Origin of the sequence: Bacillus coahuilensis m4-4 (assembly GCF_000171615.1) — a bacterium.
Classification (GTDB): domain Bacteria; phylum Bacillota; class Bacilli; order Bacillales; family Bacillaceae_K; genus Bacillus_T; species Bacillus_T coahuilensis.
In genome coordinates, this window is record NZ_ABFU01000032.1 from 1 (window position 1) to 18,827 (window position 18,827).

An 18,827-nucleotide genomic window follows, 5' to 3' on the forward strand; every position below is an offset into this window, starting at 1 on the left:
GCCTCACTTTGGTGAGGTCCCTTCCTTTTTAATGAGCAATTTCAGGCTTCCATTTTATATTACATCCGATGCTTGGTTTTGATCCAACGTAATTTCTTCGTTACGAATAATACATTCCAATGCTGACTTTAAAGAGTGTCCATTTACAGGTAGATCATTACCTGGCCTAGAATCATCTAGTTGACCTCTGTACACTAAATGATGATGATGATCAAATACAAAGAAATCAGGAGTACAGGCAGCAGAATATGAATGAGCTACTTCTTGTGTTTCATCAAATACGTATGGAAAGGTAAATCCTTCGCTTGAAGCAAAGTTTTTCATGTTATCAGGAGAATCAGCAGGATATTGTTCAATGTCATTTGAATTAATAGCGATAAATCCAATTCCTTTTGAACGATATTCCTTTGCTAAAGAAACAATCCCTGCTATCGTGTGAAGTACAAAAGGGCAATGGTTACAGATGAACATGACGACAGTACCTTTTTCACCTGCAATGGTAGAGAATGAAATGAGTTGATCTGTTAAACAATCAACTAATTCGAATTGAGGAGCTCTCGTACCTAGTGGTACCATTGTAGATTCTATTCTAGCCATTTCAATACCATTCCTTTCCAAGTTACTAATCAAAGTATAAGGTGTTCAATAGAAAGTATCGATTATTTTCATACGACTTAAACGGGTGTTTTTAGACGGATATGAGGTTCTTTTCGTAAATCTACATAATTCTCACCAATTTTCACCAACGGCAAATGAGGCTCATGATCATGGATAAAGACAATCTCCGCTTCTTGATTATTACTTAACATAACAGATTCTCTTAACTGTTGACGCATTAAATAGCGAACAAAAGGAACGACGATAGCAGGGTTTAACTGGTTGGCTTCCGCTTCTTTAACGACTTCTTGTACGGCATAATAAAAAGGTGCTCCTGGTGTGTGAGGGCGATCTGAACATATAGCATTAAAGGTATCCGCTACACTGACAATTTGAACAAAAAAATGGGATTTTTGATTCTACAAACTTCATTGGGTATCCGCCACCATTAATCCTTTCGTGATGTAAAAGCGAAGCTTGAGGGATTAATGGATGAATATACGGAATCGTTTTAAGTAAATCGTATCCCAATACCGTATGGGTTTTGATCTGCTCCTTATCTTCTCTAGTAAGTTCTATCTTTGATAATAAAGATTCGTTTAATTTAAGCATTCCAATATCATGAAATAACCCCATTTTTCCAATTAAAATACACTCTTCTTTAGAATAACCTAGTAGTTTACCTATCATCGCAGATAGTATAGAAACATTTAAGCTATGTTGAATGATATAATTATTACTCTTTCTTTTCTCTATGACTGTCGTGATGTTTGTATCTTGCATACTAGTTAGTAACACTTGTGAAACTTTTTTGATCAATGATTGAAAATTGGTTGAACGGTTGGTATGTATAAGTTCGTTAAATTCTTCCTCTACTAATTTCAGCAATTCTTCATATGGCTTTAGGGTAATGGGCTCACTTTTAAACTTTGATTGAGGTATATCCGTAAAGATTTGGACCTTTTCACCCAAGGTATGATTTTTTAATAAGCTAATATGATATTCCGTTAGTTTCGTTCCGGCTTTTAATAATAACGTACCTTGCTTTGAGAAGATATCCTCACCTAATTTTTGTCCTATAAGCTCATAATTTATCTCTACTTGTTCCATGACTTTTGCTCCTCTCGAAAAATCGTACTATATATGGATATCTATAGTATAATTATCCAATTCATTTAGAACAATTTGAATTTTATAATTAGGAGAAGATAGTTATTTAGAAGGATATAACATAGTAAGGAAAGGGGGAATAAAGACTTAGTTGTTGTATAAATAAAGAAGCAGATGTCATCCAGACATCTGCTTCAACGAAAAATTGAGGCAATAAACTGTACTCCACATAGTACATTGCAAATTGCGTGTTTATTGACTTACACAATTCAGCTCATCGCTATACTAGATTAACATACTACAACTAAACTAGTCAATATTATTTTACGTAAAAATATGTCTGTAAATGGACTAAGAAATCGATTTTTGATATGATAAAAGTTGATTTTACATAAGGAGATGAAAGTAATGGCGAAAAAAGGTTCAATCATACTACAAAATGGAGAAAAAGTAGAATTTGAATTATATCCAAATGAAGCACCTGGTACAGTAGCAAACTTTGAAAAATTAGCAAATGAAGGTTATTATAACGGTTTAACTTTTCATCGTGTAATCCCAGGATTTGTTAGTCAAGGCGGATGCCCTACTGGAACAGGAACTGGTGGACCAGGTTATACAATTAAATGTGAAACAGAAGGAAATCCTCATAAACATGAAGTAGGTTCCCTTTCAATGGCACACGCAGGTAAAGATACTGGTGGAAGTCAGTTCTTTATTGTACATGAACCACAGCCTCATTTAAATGGAGTTCATACGGTATTTGGTAAAGTTACTTCTGGTATGGACGCAGTATTAGAAATGAAAAACGGCGACGTTATGGAGACTGTTGAAGTTCACGAAGAATAAATTTTAAAAAACCTAGTAAAAAGGGCAACCTTTTACTAGGTTTTTTTGTCGAGTAAACATTTGAACGCACTGAAATAGCATCAATTCGAAACGGCCTTTTCCAATGTGAAAATATACTGTTATTATTTTAAAATACTTTAAATCTTTGTAATCTTTTGCCTTATCATTAGCATTCTCCACTTCTTATCCATTATGATAATACTATGGACATGTGGTCCATGCTTACATATTGTATTGGGAGGTAGTAGTGTGAAAATAATCGTTGCCGGTGGAGATGGATTTTGTGGATGGCCAACAGCTATGTATCTTGCAAAACAAGGTCATGAGGTATCAATTCTAGATAATTTGGTAAGAAGAAAATATGATGACGAATTACATTCTAATTCATTAACTCCTATTGCGAGCTTACAAGACCGTATAGCTAGATTTAAAGAAGTGACAGGCATAGAAATGAAAAGCTACATCGGAGATTTAACACACTATGATTTTTTACGAGAAGTATTTAGACAAACTGAGCCCGAGGCCTTCGTTCACTTTGGGGAACAAAGATCTGCGCCTTACAGTATGATTGACCGTGAACATGCCGTATACACTCAGTCCAATAATATTATTGGGACGTTAAATGTTCTGTATGCAATAAAAGAATGCGCACCTGAATGTCATTTAATTAAGCTAGGAACGATGGGGGAATACGGTACACCCAATATTGATATTGAAGAGGGCTATATTAAAATTAAGCATAACGGGAGAGAAGATATTCTTCCTTATCCAAAACAACCTGGCTCTATGTATCATTTATCAAAGGTACATGATAGTCATAATATCATGTTTGCCTGTAAAATTTGGGGCATACGAGCGACAGATTTAAATCAAGGTATCGTCTATGGACTACATACAGATGAATCAGAATTGGACCCGTTACTTGTGAACCGTTTAGATTACGACGGAGTATTTGGAACAGCACTTAATCGTTTCTTAATTCAAGCAGCTATTGGGCATGAAATTACCGTTTATGGATCAGGAGAACAAACAAGGGCTTTTCTCAACATTAAAGATACTATTCGATGTGTTGAAATAGCGGCAAACAACCCAGCGGATAAAGGAGAATTCCGGGTGTTCAATCAATTTACAGAATATTTCTCTATGAATGATTTAGCTGAACGTGTAAGAAAAATCGCCACTGAAGAAGGTCTTACTCCTACCGTCGCTCATATTGAGAATCCACGGATTGAAAAGAGGAACATTATTATCATGCGGTTAATACTAATCTAGTAGAATTAGGACTAGAACCTAATTTATTAACAGACGAAGTTCTTAAAGGAATATTACAATCAGTCTTAGCTCATAAGGAACGAGTTATTACGGAAAATGTACTTCCAACAGTTAAGTGGAAATAATCAATGAAAATCTTAGTAATAACAGAAACCTTTTTACCTTCTACAGATGGCATTGTGACCAGGTTGACTCATAGTATTAGATGGTTAAAAGATGCAGGGCATGAAATAATAATCGTTGCCCCGAAGCTAGGGGTCGAAACCTTTGAAGGTATTAAAGTAGTGGGAATACCCGCCAAAAAGATCCCGTGGTATCGATCTAAAAAAATTTGCCATGCCTAGTAGAAAAATAAAAAAAGTAAATGGAAGATTTCGGTCCAGATATAGTTCACGTCGTTAATCCAGTATTTATTGGGGCAGCTGGTATATTTTACGCAAAAAAATTAAAGATAAAGGTTGTTGCATCTTATCATACACATGTCCCGAAATATGCTGATTACTATAGGATAGGTATGACAAAACCTATTCTGTGGTGGTACTTTAGATTATTGCACAATCAAGCAGATTTGAATTTATGTACATCACAAAGTGTATTAAAAGAACTGAATGAACAACGTTTTAAGAATGTACACTACTGGAAAAGAGGAGTCAATACACATCAATTTGGGAGACATCATCGTGATATCAAGTGGCGTCAGCTCGTCACAAACCATTCACCGACTAAAAAATCTTGTTGTATGTTGGTCGACTAGCTGCTGAAAAAGAAATACATAAAATCAAGAGGCTACTTGAAAAGCAAGATAATATCGTTTTAGTTATTGTCGGTGATGGTCCTGAACGAAATGATTTAGAAAAATTATTTCAACACGAATCTGTTGTATTTACAGGCTTTCTCCATGGAGAAGAGCTTGCAATAGCCTATGCTTCTTCTGATGCTTTTTATTTTTCCATCCACAACAGAAACATTAGGACTCGTTATATTAGAAGCCATGGCATCTGGAACCCCAGTTATTGCTGCTAAAAGTGGACCTACACAAGAGCAAATAGTAGATGGAGTGAATGGTATCTTGTTTAATCCTAGTGATGAAAGTAGTATGGATGCTTTACTAGAAAAGATGTATAACGAAGAATTAATGAATCGTATTTCTATGAATGCGGAAAGCGAAGCAAAAGAGAACGGTGGAGTGATCAAGCAGCTCAACTCTTAGGATACTACGAACAACTCATTTTAACAAAAAAGAAAAATGTCGACTTAATAGAGGAAGGGAGACTTACTTGAAGAATTGTCAGAATACGATCTTAAGAAGTCTCTCTTTTTTTAGCAAAGTCCCGTTCCTGTAGGGCTATGTAGCCATCAAAAAATAAGAGGGTGTTCAAAGCATTCATATGTATGCTTTGAACACCCTCTCTTATTCGTTAAACAAGAATTTCATTGAAGATAGCATCCGATGCAATCAAGTTTTTGGTCTTTTTGTTGATATTCCGGTACATGTAAATACGTATATCTAGTTGGTTTAATGCTAGGAGCAAGGTCTATTGCGTCTATAAAAAGGGCCTTAGGTATCTGTAAGGTTTTTACATAATCAAAAAAACCAGTGCGTGTAAATACTTTCACCATTCTGTCGGATCTGTGTTCTTGAACGAGTGCCATTAAATAGGTTGCTATTCCAACCTGAATACCATGCATCATCTCAGATCTACCTAATTTATCTAGGGCATGTGACACTAAGTGTTCAGACCCACTAATTGGGGCACTATTTCCACTAATTGCCGTAGAGATTCCACCCATTGTCAGTGAACTTATTAACTCTTTTAAAAATATTGGATCTTGTAAATCAGTCATAGGAGTACGTGTGAAGCTATTGGTTGCCTTTTTACTTAACATATAAGCAAACGCATCAACATGACCTTTGCCATTCTTTTCTTCGAATTCCCAATCATATAATGCTGTAATATTGCTCATCAAGTCACCGACACCAGCAAGAATGAAAGAAGATGGAGCCGTTTTAATGATATTCAAATCTACTATGATTCCGTAAGGGACTCGTGCAGGTACAGTTGTTTTCTTTCCATCAATAAGCAAGGAGCAGTTACTACTAGCAAATCCATCATTTGAAGGTGAAGTTGGTATACTTATAAATGGACTTCGTCTACTAAATGCGATGTATTTACCGTAATCAATAATCGTTCCTCCACCGATAGACATAACCGCATCATATCGTTTTAATTCAAATGCCTTTGAGATAAGATCTTTTATATCCATACCTGGAGATAATTCAAGCATATCATAGGAGAAACTCGAAATCGTATGTTGTATTCTCGAGCTATATGTTTTGTACGAATACTCATCCATTAAAATGAGTATATCCTTGAATGGATGCTTTTTCATAATATCATCTAATTTTAGGATCGTATCGTACTGTATTTCTAATATAGATGGGATTGGAATACTTGTGATAGGTGCTTGCATTATATAACCTCATTGTTTTTTAAATAGGCAATAATGTCATCAAAATGGTTTATCGCTTCAAATGGTACATGTTTAGAAGTAAGAATTGTTTGCAAGGAATCTTTTGCAAACGTAACATCTGCGAAAACCGCGGGATGTGAATCCGGTTCACTATCTCCGGCAAAATACACCGTTTGATACTGTTCTTTTAATTTCTTAATAACAAGAGATTTATCAATACCGTAGCGCTCTGAATAATGCCAAGCATTCGGATCAATCTTCATTTTTACATTATTTTCTTCAAAATATCCTTCATTTGAAAATACTTTTACATTTTCAATTTCTAAATGATTTAAGATCTTGTGAATATAATAATCCGTACCCGCGCTTAATATGAAAAAGTCTCCTCCGGCTTGTTGTACTTTTTGTACAAGAGGTACAAAACTAGGGTCAAGTGGTAAAGACAATACATCCTGTGAGATCATTTCCTCTGGCTGATGAATATTACGAAAGACTTCTGATAGAAAATCAATATCTTTTATGTGTCCACCCTGCCAGTCTTCGTATTTCTTGTCACCTTCTTTATAATATTTTTCAATCACTAATCGGTAAAAATCCTTTTGAGAAATCGTGCCATCGAAATCGGATACAAATGCCCAATTCTTCATCGTACTCCTCCTTTACTCATCTTTAAATGCATTTTCCGTTAATTTTTTCGACAATGGATTGAAGTTGGTCGGGTCTATGAAATTCAATAGGTGAATACCCTTTCTCAAACTGAATTTGATCTGAATCAATGAGTAACACATATCGATTATTAATTTTCCAATATGTAATGTTTCACCAAATTCCGATAGAAGAGATTTAATCTTAGATTGACCAATGGTTAAATTAATTTCCAGATCTGGTGTTTGTTCAACCAGTCGATTACTAGCTTCCTTCACTTGTTCTGTTGACAGTTTTTCTTGGATTGTGCGTTCTTCACTTATCGTTTCCCAAACCTCAAGATCTTTTTCAAATTGAATTCTTTCCTCACTATTTTCTTCCGTTGTTTCAGAGACATGCTCGTACACCATTTCTAATAATTGATTCTTTACAATAGTGGGCATGGGTTCACCATATTCAACATATTTCAAAAAGTCCTCAAAATACCTAGCGTGTGAAGCTTGATGTATTTTTACTTCGCTAACTTCAATAATTCCTTCTTCAGGCATATAGGGATATTGGATACTTTTCATATTCTTTGTGGTTATGGCCATTTCTACATGCTTAATAATAGTAGCCTCATCTGAGATCGAAGCTACCTTTGGTTCAAAGTCGCATTTTAAAATAAATACAAAGGACTCATCAAAATACTTTTTGAGTGTGGCTGTTAAAACAATAAATGCTCCGCCCCTTACTGCACTTGCATCAATGTAAGCTTGAACAAAGGTAAGAGCATTTTCTAAAAATTCTTCTTTGGAAATGGACTGTCGCGACTTTTGAAACATATTGAAATTGGAGTTAGAATCTAAGTTATATTCAGGCTCAACTGCAAAATAGCCAAGCTTGGTTGGTACCTGTTCATTCTTAGGATGACGCTCCACTTTTCTCTTGACAATTTTCACTAATTCTCCATCAAGAAATTCTTTTAGTGCACTATGCTCATATTCACTGTGATCTAATGTTTGAAAGTGCTTATATTTTTTCTCGGAATTTTCACCTTTTCCATCAACTGAGATAAACAAAAAATGAAGCAAAATTAATAGTAAAGTCCATGTTATTTCCTCACTCTATTTAGTCTATTCAAGTATAGAATTAACAACCTAAAGGGTCAAATTTTTGTTTCTACCTGTTTTTGACCATATTCTCATTCATTTACCAGCTATTAAATATGTAGCACTGTAAATACTACAAAGGTACTACCAGAATTTAAGCAGGAGGAAAAACATGAAGATAAAATTAGCAGCAACTGCCCTATCCATTCTTGTATTACTAAGTGCATGTAACGGTGATGATACAGCCTATAAAAATGACTCCGATCCTATGGATAATATCTCTAATGCAAGCACAAATACAGATAGTAATCACTACCCACATACGAAAGCAGTTAAAGTACAAAATGCGAAATATAAATTTTATAAAATTGATCCTGGAACAGGAGATTACACAGAGATCACGCAAGAACAAATCAATAATTTAGACCCTAATGTCAATTTTAATATTATTCAGCGTTCAAAAGAAACTGGAAGAGAGAAAGCTGTGACACCAGGAAAAGAACCAACTACAACCAAACAGCAGCCTGAAACAGCTAAGCAACCAACTCCAGCGGAAACCAACCAAACGACACAGCAAAAACCACAAGAAACAGCAGAAAAACCAGCAGCTGATGAAGGATCAAAAGAAGGAATTAGCTCTATAGAACAACAAGTAATCGATCTGACGAATGCCGAAAGAAGAAAGAATGGTTTATCTGACTTACAAGCAGATGTAAAATTAAGCAATGTAGCACAAACCAAATCAGAGGATATGTACCAAAGAATTACTTTTCCCATACGAGCCCAACCTATGGTTCGCCTTTTGATATGATGCGTGACTTTGGGGTGAGCTATAACACAGCAGGAGAAAATATTGCTCAGGGTCAAAAAAGCGCAGAAGAAGTGGTGAATGCCTGGATGAATAGTGAAGGTCACCGTGCCAATATTCTAAAAGCTGACTTTACTCATATCGGTGTAGGGTATAATGAAGCTGGGAATTATTGGACGCAAATGTTTATTGGGAAATAGAAAAAGTGGAGTCCTTACTCCACTTTTTTTTGGTATATTCGTTTAAAACATGGTCCATAAAAACCCTACAATTAATCCTCCAAAAATACTTGCCTCTAGCCAATATATCCAATTGGATTCCAATACATCGCATAATTCATCTAATGTTTGAAGAGTTCTTTCATCTTGATTCAAATGAACCACATCCTAACATTACTTGTTAACATACAATATGCAAACACTGTAAATTGGTGAAATAGAACGTGAACTTCCATTATCATAAGCGATCAATGGAGCCATTAGTACATAATTATGGTATAGTAAGTAAGGTTAAATAGGCAAAATAGAAAGGATCTTTATAAAGAAAATGAGAATAGTTTCTTGGAACGTAAATGGCATTAGAGCGTGTGTACGCAAAGGTTTTTTAAACTATTTTAAAGATGTGGATGCAGATATATTTTGCCTACAAGAAACAAAAGTACAATACGGGCAAATTGAATTAGATTTACCAGGATATTATCAATATTGGAACTATGCAGAAAAAAAAGGACTATTCAGGTACGGCTATATTTACAAAAAGTAAGCCATTAAAGGTTACATATGGAATGGATGAAGAACGGAATTCCGAGGGAAGAATGATTACGCTGGAATTTAGTGATTTTTATGTAGTGACCATGTATACCCCCAACTCAAAACGAGATTTATCTCGATTGGAAGAAAGATTGGAATGGGAAGATTTAGTCCAAGGTTACTTAGATAAGTTGAATCAAAAGAAACCAGTTATTTTTTGTGGAGATTTGAATGTAGCTCATACAGAACTAGATGTTAAAAACGACCGTGCCAATCAAGGGAATTCTGGATTTACTCAAGTAGAGAGAGAGAAGATGAATGGATTACTTGATCTTGGGTTTACAGATACTTATCGCTATTTTAATCCTGCAAGAGATGATCAGTTCACGTGGTGGTCCTATATGAAAGGTGTCCGAGAACGAAATATTGGCTGGAGAATTGATTACTTTATCGTATCAACTAGTTTCATGAATACTATATCCAATTCTGATATTCATGATCATGTATATGGTAGTGATCACTGTCCAATAGTATTAGAGCTTTCCAAGTAGAAAGGATGAACAAGATGAAAATATTTACTTATTTAAAAGAAAATGATGAAGAGATAATAAATGGGATAAATATAGCAGAAACCTTATCTAATTTTAAAAAAAAGAAAAGATGAGTATGTGTATCTTGAAAGTGATCAGGAGAATGAGATAAAAGGCTTTGTTTTGGAATGGGATGAAGTGTTTAGTACTTATACTATTTTAGTTGGACTTCCAGTAAAGAAAAAGCATACACAAAACGTTAAAGACTATTTACAAAATACGGTACAAGGTAATTTTAACGTTATGTACGATGATGGAGAAGGATTTTTAGATGTGAATGTTTCAATAGCATCTTTACATACCATTAAAGAAGAGATGACTATTCGACAAGTATCAGAAATCGTGACTAATTATATAGATCAGTTAATGACGGTTACGAAAGAAGCGTAGGATCTACCTAAGCTTCTCTTATAGATGACCATATGATGAAACAATTTCTGCTAATTCATCGTTACCAAATAACGACAATACATTAATCACCGTATCCGTGGCGATGTGTCCTGCTTCTTCTTTCGGTACCGTAAGGGAAATCGCTTGATTTAAACTATGCGTTTCTTGAAAAGGATAAGCCAATTTGTATAATTTGGTAGGATTAAGAGAATGATTTGTGCACCACTGTGCAAAAAATTAAAAATCATCATGGTCTCATCTTTTTGATAATTTTCTATAATCTTTTGTTCCAATTCTTTCGAGTTCATTTCTAATACAGCTCCTTTTCCAATGCAACTCCTTTTCCAATGCAACTTCTACTATAACACAAGAATAAATTTAAGAGTAAAGGATTGATAAACGTGGAAATAATAAAACATACTGTAGAAAAATTAACGGATCCGACAGGAATTTTAACTGGCGACCGATATGAATATATTCTTTCAATAGATGTACCAGAAGAGGATGAACTCTATACTGAAAATGGCGTGTATATTAAAGCCATTCTATTAGTAGATGGGGTCTCTAATAGAATCGTTCAATCTCATTTTATTGAGGAATCTACAAATAGATATCTAGATTTTGATCTAGAAGAGGAAGAAGTGGAACAGATACTTCACTATTGTGTAGAAAATCTACCAAATGAATAGAGGCCTTAGATGAAGCACGTAGCAGTTTTTTGCGGTTCTCGCTCTGGCTTAAATCCTGCCTATAAGGAAGCGGCTATTGAGTTAGGTAAAGAGTTAGCAAGAAGAAAGATTTCTCTAGTATACGGGGGTGCATCCGTTGGATTAATGGGAGAAGTAGCAAATTCTGTTTTAACGAATGGGGGTAAGGTTATTGGGGTGATTCCCCATCTATTAAATGATAGAGAAATAGCACATCCTGCGCTAACTGAGTTAATAGTTGTAGATTCCATGCATGAGCGTAAAGCAAAGATGGTTGAGTTAGCAGATGGGTTCATTGCTCTTCCTGGAGGACCTGGAACACTTGAAGAGTTTGTTGAAGTTTTTACATGGTCACAATTAGGAATTCATCATTGTCCATTTGGATTATTAAATGTTGAACAATATTATGACCCGCTAATTCAATTATTTAATCAGATGGTAGATACAGGCTTCTTAGATGCCCAAATGAGAGAGTTTGTTAAAGTAGATCAATCACCATATCCTCTATTAGAGCAATTGCTGTCTTCTTCAACACCAAGCACAGAAAAAGTGTTAGATCTTGATCAAACGTAGGAAGTTGAACACACGAGTATTTACTGTCATAATGAGCTTGTGTGTAAAGAAGATTTACAAGGAGGACGTAAAAATGGAAGAAATCCAAATTGGCGAAGTGTTTACAATTAGTGACGATGAAGGTCAAGAACAAGAAGTAGAAGTAATGGGATTATTAGAACTAAATGGAGAACATTACGCAGCTGTAAGTTTTGTTGAAGATCTTGAAGAAGATACAGAAGAAGACATTGACATGTTTATTCTAAAGTTAGATGAAGAAGGAGATCTCTCAATGATTGAGACAGACGAAGAGTTTGATCAAGTTTCTCAAGCATTTGATGAATACTTTAAGGAAGAGCAGAAAGTTCAAGAGTAGCTGAAAAAAAGTCGTCAAAAAGACGGCTTTTTTTCTCGGCTTTTTTAAGAGTATGGTTGATTTCTGTTAACTCCTAGCTACTATTTTATGTAAAATGATAAAGATTCCCTCTTAACTGGTAGTCTTTTTCCTAAATCTAGGAGCCCTGTTTAACAGCGTCTATTTATTATTGAAAAATTATTTTATAATTATTTTGAATATTCTACATTTATTGTATATACTTTTAAAAAAGAAAGTAAACAAGCAAAAGAGGGGGAAAACGATTGGAAAGTTTATAGGAAATATAAACGACGTGCTATGGAGCACACCAGTGATTTACATTATTTTAGCAATAGGTCTTTTATTTACCGTATTAACACGCTTTTTACAGGTACGATTGTTTAAGGATATGTTCACGTTAACATTTCAAGGAAAAAGTTCCAGTGCAGGAGTTTCTTCATTTCAGGCATTAGCCGTTTCGCTTTCTGGACGTGTTGGGACAGGGAATATTGCGGGTACGGCAACGGCGATCGCATTTGGAGGTCCTGGAGCTGTATTCTGGATGTGGACGATTGCTTTTATAGGGGCATCCAGTGCCTTTATTGAATCGACATTGGCACAAATCTACAAAGTGAAACAAGATGGGCAATATCGAGGGGGGCCAGCCTACTACATAGAGAAAGGTATAGGTTGGAAGTGGTTTGCTGTTCTATTCGCCATTGCAGCAGTTGTGGCCATGAGCTTATTAATGCCTGGTATCCAGTCAAACTCCATTGCAATAGGTCTTGAGAATGCCTTTAATTTAAGCACGACAGTTACTGGTATTATCTTAGTTGCACTAATTGGTATCATCATTTTTGGTGGTATTAAGCGTATTGCAACGGTTGCTTCATATGTCGTTCCGTTTATGGCATTAGGTTATATCCTAGTTTCACTATTGATTATTGCTTTTAATATTACAGAGTTACCAGCAGTTTTTGGTCTAATTATTCGAAGTGCATTTGCATTTGATTCTGCTTTTGGTGGTATTGTTGGGGCTGCGATTGCTTGGGGTGTAAAACGAGGGATATACTCTAACGAAGCAGGACAAGGGACTGGACCTCATGCCGCTGCGGCAGCGGAAGTATCCCACCCGGCTAAACAAGGGTTAGTTCAAGCCTTTTCTGTGTATATTGATACTCTTCTTGTATGTTCAGCTACTGCCTTTATGATTTTATTTACAGGCATGTACAATGTTGAGGTTCCTGAGGGGAACATGATGGTTGAAAATTTATCAGGGGTTGAAGCTGGTCCTGGTTATACACAAGCAGCTGTCGAAAGTGTTTTCCCTGGATTCGGGGCTAGTTTTGTAGCTGTTTCATTGTTCTTCTTTGCCTTTACGACAATTATGGCGTACTACTATATTGCTGAAACAAACATTGCTTACTTGGTACGTAAAGGAAATAAATGGGCTATGTTTGGTTTAAAATTGGTATTGCTCGCAGCTACGTTTTACGGAGCAACTAATGAAGCAAAACTAGCCTGGGCATTAGGGGATGTTGGTTTAGGTGTGATGGTTTGGTTAAACTTGGTGGCAATCTTACTATTAGCTAAACCAGCTCTAACGGCTCTAAAAGATTATGAGCGACAGAAAAAAGAAGGTAAAGATCCAGTATTTGATCCCGTTTCATTAGGCATTAAAAATGCAGACTATTGGGAAAGTGAATATAAAGATCAAAAAGAAAATGTTTCATAACCTTTTGAGTCCAACTTCGGTTGGGCTTTTTTGTTATGTTGTGGTGGTTATTCATACTCTGTTAGGAAAAACTAGAAAGGAAACTAGACAATAACAAATAGGAGTACGATATTTATGGATTTATACACTGGTGAGAGCTATTGGTCATCTACAGTTAAGCAGAAACCTAACTACCCACTATTATCGGAAGATATAGAATGTGATATTTGTATCATTGGAGGTGGGGTAACAGGTGCTCAATGTGCGTATCTTTTAAAAGATAGTGGATTATCTGTTGTTTTAATTGATAAGAGGAAAATTGGAGCTGGAAGTACTAGCGTAAACACAGCTCTCCTTCAGTACTTAGGGGATAAAATGCTTCATGAATTGGTCAACTCATTTGGTGAAGATTTGGCCATTCAACATACGAAGCTTTGTAGGGATGCTATTTCAACTATTCGTACGATATGTCAATCCTTAACCACCAATGTGGAACATTGTACGAGAAATAGCATTTACTATGCCTCTGAAAAGAAGGATGAAGATTTGTTACGAGCTGATTTTCATTTTCTTAGTAAACATGATTTTAATGTTCAATTAGTTGAAGATCAGAATCAACTTAATTTATATAGCCTTCCTACTCATATGGCTTTATATTGTTATGACGATGGAGAGATAAATCCATTAAAATATACACTTGCCCTGATAGAAAAATGCGTAGAAAGTGGAGTTAAAGTATTTGAGCAGACGGAACTGAATGGGAAAGAATGCTCTAATGAGAGAACTATTTTACATACAAAAACAAAACACTCTATAAAAGACGAAAAAAGTAATTGTGGCCGGCGGATATGAAGGAGTGGAAATGAGAAATGAAAAAAACGCCACTATTTCTACTACTTATACGTTAACGACTAAACCAATAGAAAACCTTAACACCTGGGATCAAAGAGAATTAATTTGGGAAACGGCAAGGCCTTATATCTACATGAGAACCACTAATGATAACAGAATCATTATCGGTGGACTTGATGAAGAAACATCCAATCCTCTAGAGAGAGATAGTAAAATGAAACATAAAATGGAATTACTTAGAGAAGAAATTAATAAACGATTTCCATCAATTAAAACAGAGCCTGATTTTGAAGTTGCAGCTTTTTTATGGTGGATCTCATGACGGACTCCCTATGATAAAGGAGAATAAAAATTGGTACTACTTATATGCGTATGGTGATAATGGAATTGTATATAGCATGGTATTTGCAAAAATAGTAAAAGAACTCATCACTAATGGGTATCATGAAGCGTATGATCTCTATTGTAACAGATAGAAATTCTTGTCAACAATTGAAACCATTGTCTATTTATACCGTATATTAGGATAGAAATTGAGACAAAGGGAGAGAGACTAATGGCCATTCAATTAAGCAAGGGACAAAGAATTGATTTAACAAAGCATGATCCTGGATTAAAACATATTTTGATTGGATTAGGATGGGATGTAAAACAATTTGACGGCGCTATTGATTTTGATCTTGATGCTTCCGCATTTTTATTGGATTCTCAAGGAAAGTGCAGAAATGATTTAGATTTTATCTTCTACAATAACCTTCAAAGTCCAGACGGTTCCGTGACTCATACAGGTGATAATCGAACCGGGGCGGGAGACGGAGATGATGAACAAGTAAAGATAGACTTAAGTAAAGTGCCTCAAGATGTAGATAAAGTTGCCTTTACGGTCACCATACATGATGCAGCACAACGAAGACAAAATTTTGGTCAAGTTTCTAACGCTTTTGTTCGTTTGGAAAACGCTGAGACCGGAAATGAAATTGTTCGGTATGACTTAGGAGAAGATTTTAGCATTGAAACTGCTGTAGTCTTTTGTGAAATTTACCGCCACCGTGGAGATTGGAAATTTAATGCTGTGGGTGCAGGATATCAAGGTGGATTGCATGCACTTGTCCAATCCTATGGGTTAGAAGTATAAAAAAACCAAGAAAGCAGATGCTTTCTGGTTTTTCTCTACCACATAATGATTAAGTTGTACATACCAATCCTGTGACATTACTGTCATCTTTTAAAGCGGCTGTGTAATAGTTTTAATACTACATCTACCGAATGAACTATACACCATATGGTAGAACTATGAAAATAAGAACATTTCTGATAAAGGTATTGAAACGCTTTCAGCTGATTATCATCCGCTTACATATCTAGTAATCAGCGACATTTAGGTAATATATCAGTATAGTTATTTCCTGCCAAATGGCTTTTGACAATAAATTATGCCCTCTATTATAGTTGCCTTGTGATTCACATTTGGTGTTCACAATAAATAGAAAGAGGTGCACTATGAAAAAAATAAACTCCGTGTATTAGCAAGTTTATCTCTTGCTGCCACTGTAGGATTGACAGGAGTTAGTACTGCAACGGTGTCCGCAAACGTAACTCAACTGGAAGCTGATACACCATTGAAAAAAGAAAATTTACAAAAACTTAGTGTAAAAAGTGTACAAAAGCTTGATAATGGAGTGAAATTGGATCTTGGTTCCAATGAAGCCTATATTCGTTTATTTGACAAAGACTTAGCAAAGGTATCTGTTGTAAAAAAAGGGGAGTCAGAATACGAGTCTCGTGGAATTGAAAAAACGAGGATGAATGGTCTACTCCTAAAATAAAATTTAAGGATTCAGATGGTACATACACGTTAAAAATAGAAGAAATTTCAGTTGAAATTAAAAAAGAGCCGTTCGGTGTAAAGTTTCTAGATAAAGAAGGTAATGTCATAAATGAGGACTATATCAAGGATGATAAAACATCTGGGTATGAGGATGGAAAGCCGTATGTTTTCAAAAAGACAGATGAAGATGAAAACTTCTATGGTTTTGGAGAACAGTCTAGATTAGATGTAAATAAGCATGGAGATAGTATAGGATTGTGGAATACAGATGCTTATGCCTATAACAAAGATACTAAATACCTTTATACCTCGATTCCATTCTTTATAGGACTTAAAAACGAAAAGGCTTATGGAATCTTCTTTGATAACACTCATCGTTCTTATTATGAAATGGCAAGTGAATCAGATGATTATTACTATTTCTATGCTAATGGTGGACAACTAACCTATTATTTTGCCTATGGTCCTGAAGTTGGCGACGTTATCGACCGATATACAGAGTTGACAGGGAAAATGGATGTGCCAGCAGAATGGACGCTTGGACTACATCAAAGTAAATGGGGGTACACAGCAGAAGAAATAGTAGATGTTGCAAAGACTTATAGAGAGAAAGAGATCCCACTAGATACCATGCATTTTGATATCGATTATATGGATGAGTACCGAGTGTTTACTTGGGATGAAAAATATAAAGAAGCGCTTAAGGAATTAAAGTCAATGCCAGGTTTCCATGCTATAGCCATAAACGACCCAGCTGTTAAGCAAGACGAAAATTACTCAATCTATAATGAAGGAACACAAAACGATTATTGGGGTAAAAATCCAGACGGAACGCCGTTTATTGGACCAGTTTGGCCTGGAGACTCTGCTTTCCCAGACTTTTCTAAAGAAGAAGTAAGAGACTGGTGGGCAAAAAATCATCATGTATTATTAGATAAAGGCATTGATGGAATATGGAATGATATGAACGAACCAGCTGTATTTATCGATGGTGGGAAGTAAAATCATACGATGCCCCTTGATACGTACTTCGGTACAGAAGACAATAAAATCATGCACACAGAGTATCACAATTTGTATGGACATGATGAAGCGGAAGCTACGTATGATGGATTAAAAATGGATGATGAAAATAGCCGTCCATTCGTCTTAACCCGCGATATGTACGCAGGGACACAGCGCTATGCAGCTCTTTTGACAGGAGACAATGTAAGTAATTGGGAACACTTAGCCATGAGTCTTCCTATGAATATGAATGTGGGAATGTCGGGTGTAGCATTTGTAGGGAATGATATTGGTGGATTTGCCGAAAGACCTAATGCAGAATTGTTTGCACGTTGGATTGAGGTTGGTGCATTCTTACCATTCTCACGTATCCACTATGATAGTGATGCGAAAGCAGAAGTAAAACAAGGTCAAGAGCCTTGGGCATTTGGTGAAGAGGTAGAAGAAATTAGTAAAAAGTATATCGAAATGAGATATCAGCTTTTACCATATCTTTATAACGAATTTAAAGAAGCTGCAGATACAGGTAAGCCTGTTCAGCAACCTCTTGTGTATCAATTCCAAGAAGATGAAAAACACATAATATTAGTGATCAATATATGTTCGGTGCCTCGATGATGTTAGCGCCAGTAGTGGAAGAAGGACAAACCCAACGTGACGTCTATCTCCCTGAAGGCACAACATGGACAGATTACTGGACTGGAGAAAAATTTGAAGGTGGACAAACGATGACAGTGGATGCACCACTTGATCATCTGCCTATTTTTGTAAAAGGTGATTCTATTATTCCAACACGTGACGTACAACAGTATACAGGTGAACAGCCACTTGAAACTCTTATATTAGATACGTATGTTGATGATAAAGTAGATTATACGTTCTATGAAGACGATGCTTCTACAGAGGAATACAAAGACGGTGAATACAATGAAACAAACTTTACCGTTAAACGTAAAAAGAACGCCATAGTATTCAATATCGATAAAAAGAATGAAGGCTTTAAGGATTCTAAGCTGAACCAAGTAACGTTAAAAGTTCACAATGCTGAAGAGCCAAAGAAAGTAAAAGCTGCAAGTACTAAATTCAAACAAGTAGATTCAATTGAACATGTGAACGACTCTACTAACACATATTTCTATGACAAAGAATCAAAAACTTTATATGTAGGCGTATCAATAGACGAGACGAAAAAAGTAAGAATGAAATAATGTGAAAACAAGGACTATCTTATGGGTAGTCCTTGT

At 35.7% G+C, this 18,827-nt stretch carries 22 protein-coding genes and 5 pseudogenes; 19 read left to right on the forward strand and 8 right to left on the reverse strand.

Annotation, left to right across the window (positions count from 1 at the left end; translation table 11 throughout):
• Positions 1 to 54: 54 nt before the first annotated feature.
• The 3 genes from M44_RS08580 to M44_RS08590 all read right to left on the reverse strand — a co-directional run bounded on the left by M44_RS08580 (position 55) and on the right by M44_RS08590 (position 1,707).
• Positions 55 to 597 carry a thioredoxin family protein gene (locus M44_RS08580; RefSeq protein ID WP_010172711.1) on the reverse strand — a complete coding sequence of 181 codons (543 nt, stop codon included), beginning with the start codon at positions 595 to 597 and terminating at the stop codon, positions 55 to 57.
• Positions 598 to 674: 77 nt separating this feature from the next.
• The gene (locus tag M44_RS28865; protein ID WP_010172713.1) at positions 675 to 809 is read right to left on the reverse strand and encodes a hypothetical protein; all 135 of its coding nucleotides are present in this window, start codon (positions 807 to 809) and stop codon (positions 675 to 677) included.
• 154 nt (positions 810 to 963) lie between these two features.
• Positions 964 to 1,707 carry an HD-GYP domain-containing protein gene (locus tag M44_RS08590; protein WP_010172714.1) on the reverse strand — a complete coding sequence of 248 codons (744 nt, stop codon included), beginning with the start codon at positions 1,705 to 1,707 and terminating at the stop codon, positions 964 to 966.
• A 408-nt stretch (positions 1,708 to 2,115) separates the two neighbouring features.
• Here M44_RS08590 and M44_RS08595 point away from each other — a divergent pair, with 408 nt between their 5' ends.
• The 6 genes and pseudogenes from M44_RS08595 (at position 2,116) to M44_RS27630 (ending at position 5,035) form a co-directional block, all read left to right on the forward strand.
• The gene (locus M44_RS08595) at positions 2,116 to 2,553 is read left to right on the forward strand and encodes a peptidylprolyl isomerase (protein WP_010172716.1); all 438 of its coding nucleotides are present in this window, start codon (positions 2,116 to 2,118) and stop codon (positions 2,551 to 2,553) included.
• Between the two features lie 249 nt (positions 2,554 to 2,802).
• A pseudogene (locus M44_RS21680) lies at positions 2,803 to 3,950 on the forward strand (NAD-dependent epimerase/dehydratase family protein).
• 3 nt (positions 3,951 to 3,953) lie between these two features.
• Positions 3,954 to 4,169: a hypothetical protein gene (locus M44_RS27615; protein ID WP_010172720.1), complete on the forward strand. Its 216-nt coding sequence runs from the start codon at positions 3,954 to 3,956 to the stop codon at positions 4,167 to 4,169.
• Positions 4,170 to 4,189: 20 nt separating this feature from the next.
• Positions 4,190 to 4,579 carry a glycosyltransferase gene (locus M44_RS27620; RefSeq protein ID WP_010172722.1) on the forward strand — a complete coding sequence of 130 codons (390 nt, stop codon included), beginning with the start codon at positions 4,190 to 4,192 and terminating at the stop codon, positions 4,577 to 4,579.
• Positions 4,561 to 4,848 (forward strand): glycosyltransferase, encoded by a 288-nt coding sequence (locus tag M44_RS29900; protein ID WP_420167102.1) that lies wholly within the window; start codon positions 4,561 to 4,563, stop codon positions 4,846 to 4,848. Before M44_RS27620 ends, M44_RS29900 begins: the two co-directional genes overlap by 19 nt.
• The gene (locus M44_RS27630; RefSeq protein WP_010172723.1) at positions 4,748 to 5,035 is read left to right on the forward strand and encodes a glycosyltransferase; all 288 of its coding nucleotides are present in this window, start codon (positions 4,748 to 4,750) and stop codon (positions 5,033 to 5,035) included. Before M44_RS29900 ends, M44_RS27630 begins: the two co-directional genes overlap by 101 nt.
• A 221-nt stretch (positions 5,036 to 5,256) precedes the next feature.
• Here M44_RS27630 and M44_RS08620 read toward each other — a convergent pair whose 3' ends face one another.
• The 3 genes from M44_RS08620 to M44_RS21690 are packed head-to-tail and all read right to left on the reverse strand — an operon-like array spanning position 5,257 to position 8,015.
• Positions 5,257 to 6,297: an iron-containing alcohol dehydrogenase family protein gene (locus M44_RS08620; RefSeq protein ID WP_010172724.1), complete on the reverse strand. Its 1,041-nt coding sequence runs from the start codon at positions 6,295 to 6,297 to the stop codon at positions 5,257 to 5,259.
• Positions 6,297 to 6,944, reverse strand: coding sequence for an MtnX-like HAD-IB family phosphatase (locus tag M44_RS08625; protein WP_010172725.1), 648 nt, complete (start codon positions 6,942 to 6,944; stop codon positions 6,297 to 6,299). Before M44_RS08625 ends, M44_RS08620 begins: the two co-directional genes overlap by 1 nt.
• A 12-nt stretch (positions 6,945 to 6,956) precedes the next feature.
• The gene (locus M44_RS21690; RefSeq protein WP_010172726.1) at positions 6,957 to 8,015 is read right to left on the reverse strand and encodes a DUF3900 domain-containing protein; all 1,059 of its coding nucleotides are present in this window, start codon (positions 8,013 to 8,015) and stop codon (positions 6,957 to 6,959) included.
• Positions 8,016 to 8,205: 190 nt separating this feature from the next.
• Between M44_RS21690 and M44_RS21695 the strand changes: the two are divergent.
• Positions 8,206 to 9,041 (forward strand): annotated as a pseudogene (locus M44_RS21695) (CAP domain-containing protein).
• 42 nt (positions 9,042 to 9,083) lie between these two features.
• Here M44_RS21695 and M44_RS28870 read toward each other — a convergent pair.
• Positions 9,084 to 9,215: a hypothetical protein gene (locus tag M44_RS28870; RefSeq protein WP_010172729.1), complete on the reverse strand. Its 132-nt coding sequence runs from the start codon at positions 9,213 to 9,215 to the stop codon at positions 9,084 to 9,086.
• Between the two features lie 172 nt (positions 9,216 to 9,387).
• Between M44_RS28870 and M44_RS21700 the strand changes: the two are divergent.
• Positions 9,388 to 10,141, forward strand: a pseudogene (locus tag M44_RS21700) (exodeoxyribonuclease III).
• A 117-nt stretch (positions 10,142 to 10,258) separates the two neighbouring features.
• Positions 10,259 to 10,570, forward strand: a complete 312-nt coding sequence (locus M44_RS08655; protein WP_010172733.1) for a hypothetical protein — start codon at positions 10,259 to 10,261, stop codon at positions 10,568 to 10,570.
• Between the two features lie 18 nt (positions 10,571 to 10,588).
• On the opposite strand, the pseudogene M44_RS21705 reads toward M44_RS08655, so the two are convergent.
• A pseudogene (locus M44_RS21705) lies at positions 10,589 to 10,878 on the reverse strand (hypothetical protein).
• Positions 10,879 to 10,971: 93 nt separating this feature from the next.
• Here M44_RS21705 and M44_RS08665 point away from each other — a divergent pair.
• The 10 genes and pseudogenes from M44_RS08665 (at position 10,972) to M44_RS28080 (ending at position 18,791) form a co-directional block, all read left to right on the forward strand.
• Positions 10,972 to 11,259: a DUF6509 family protein gene (locus tag M44_RS08665; RefSeq protein WP_010172735.1), complete on the forward strand. Its 288-nt coding sequence runs from the start codon at positions 10,972 to 10,974 to the stop codon at positions 11,257 to 11,259.
• A gap of 9 nt (positions 11,260 to 11,268) precedes the next feature.
• Positions 11,269 to 11,850, forward strand: a complete 582-nt coding sequence (locus M44_RS08670; RefSeq protein WP_010172736.1) for an LOG family protein — start codon at positions 11,269 to 11,271, stop codon at positions 11,848 to 11,850.
• 73 nt (positions 11,851 to 11,923) lie between these two features.
• Complete coding sequence (locus M44_RS08675) at positions 11,924 to 12,205, forward strand: DUF1292 domain-containing protein (RefSeq protein ID WP_010172737.1); 282 nt, start codon at positions 11,924 to 11,926, stop codon at positions 12,203 to 12,205.
• Between the two features lie 262 nt (positions 12,206 to 12,467).
• A complete protein-coding gene (locus M44_RS08680; protein WP_029326806.1) occupies positions 12,468 to 13,919 on the forward strand; it encodes an alanine/glycine:cation symporter family protein in 1,452 nt (483 codons plus the stop codon).
• Positions 13,920 to 14,033: 114 nt separating this feature from the next.
• Positions 14,034 to 14,750, forward strand: a complete 717-nt coding sequence (locus M44_RS28065) for an NAD(P)/FAD-dependent oxidoreductase (protein WP_237705242.1) — start codon at positions 14,034 to 14,036, stop codon at positions 14,748 to 14,750.
• A gap of 10 nt (positions 14,751 to 14,760) precedes the next feature.
• The gene (locus M44_RS28070; protein ID WP_237705243.1) at positions 14,761 to 15,072 is read left to right on the forward strand and encodes an FAD-dependent oxidoreductase; all 312 of its coding nucleotides are present in this window, start codon (positions 14,761 to 14,763) and stop codon (positions 15,070 to 15,072) included.
• A gap of 234 nt (positions 15,073 to 15,306) precedes the next feature.
• Positions 15,307 to 15,885 carry a TerD family protein gene (locus tag M44_RS08690; RefSeq protein WP_010172740.1) on the forward strand — a complete coding sequence of 193 codons (579 nt, stop codon included), beginning with the start codon at positions 15,307 to 15,309 and terminating at the stop codon, positions 15,883 to 15,885.
• Between the two features lie 358 nt (positions 15,886 to 16,243).
• Entirely contained in the window at positions 16,244 to 16,576 is a 333-nt protein-coding gene (locus M44_RS28075) for a hypothetical protein (protein ID WP_010172741.1), read from the forward strand.
• A pseudogene (locus M44_RS21715) lies at positions 16,573 to 18,201 on the forward strand (TIM-barrel domain-containing protein). Before M44_RS28075 ends, M44_RS21715 begins: the two are co-directional and overlap by 4 nt.
• Entirely contained in the window at positions 18,183 to 18,791 is a 609-nt protein-coding gene (locus tag M44_RS28080; RefSeq protein ID WP_010172745.1) for a DUF5110 domain-containing protein, read from the forward strand. The pseudogene M44_RS21715 and the gene M44_RS28080 overlap by 19 nt, the downstream one beginning before the upstream one ends.
• Positions 18,792 to 18,827: the final 36 nt, after the last annotated feature.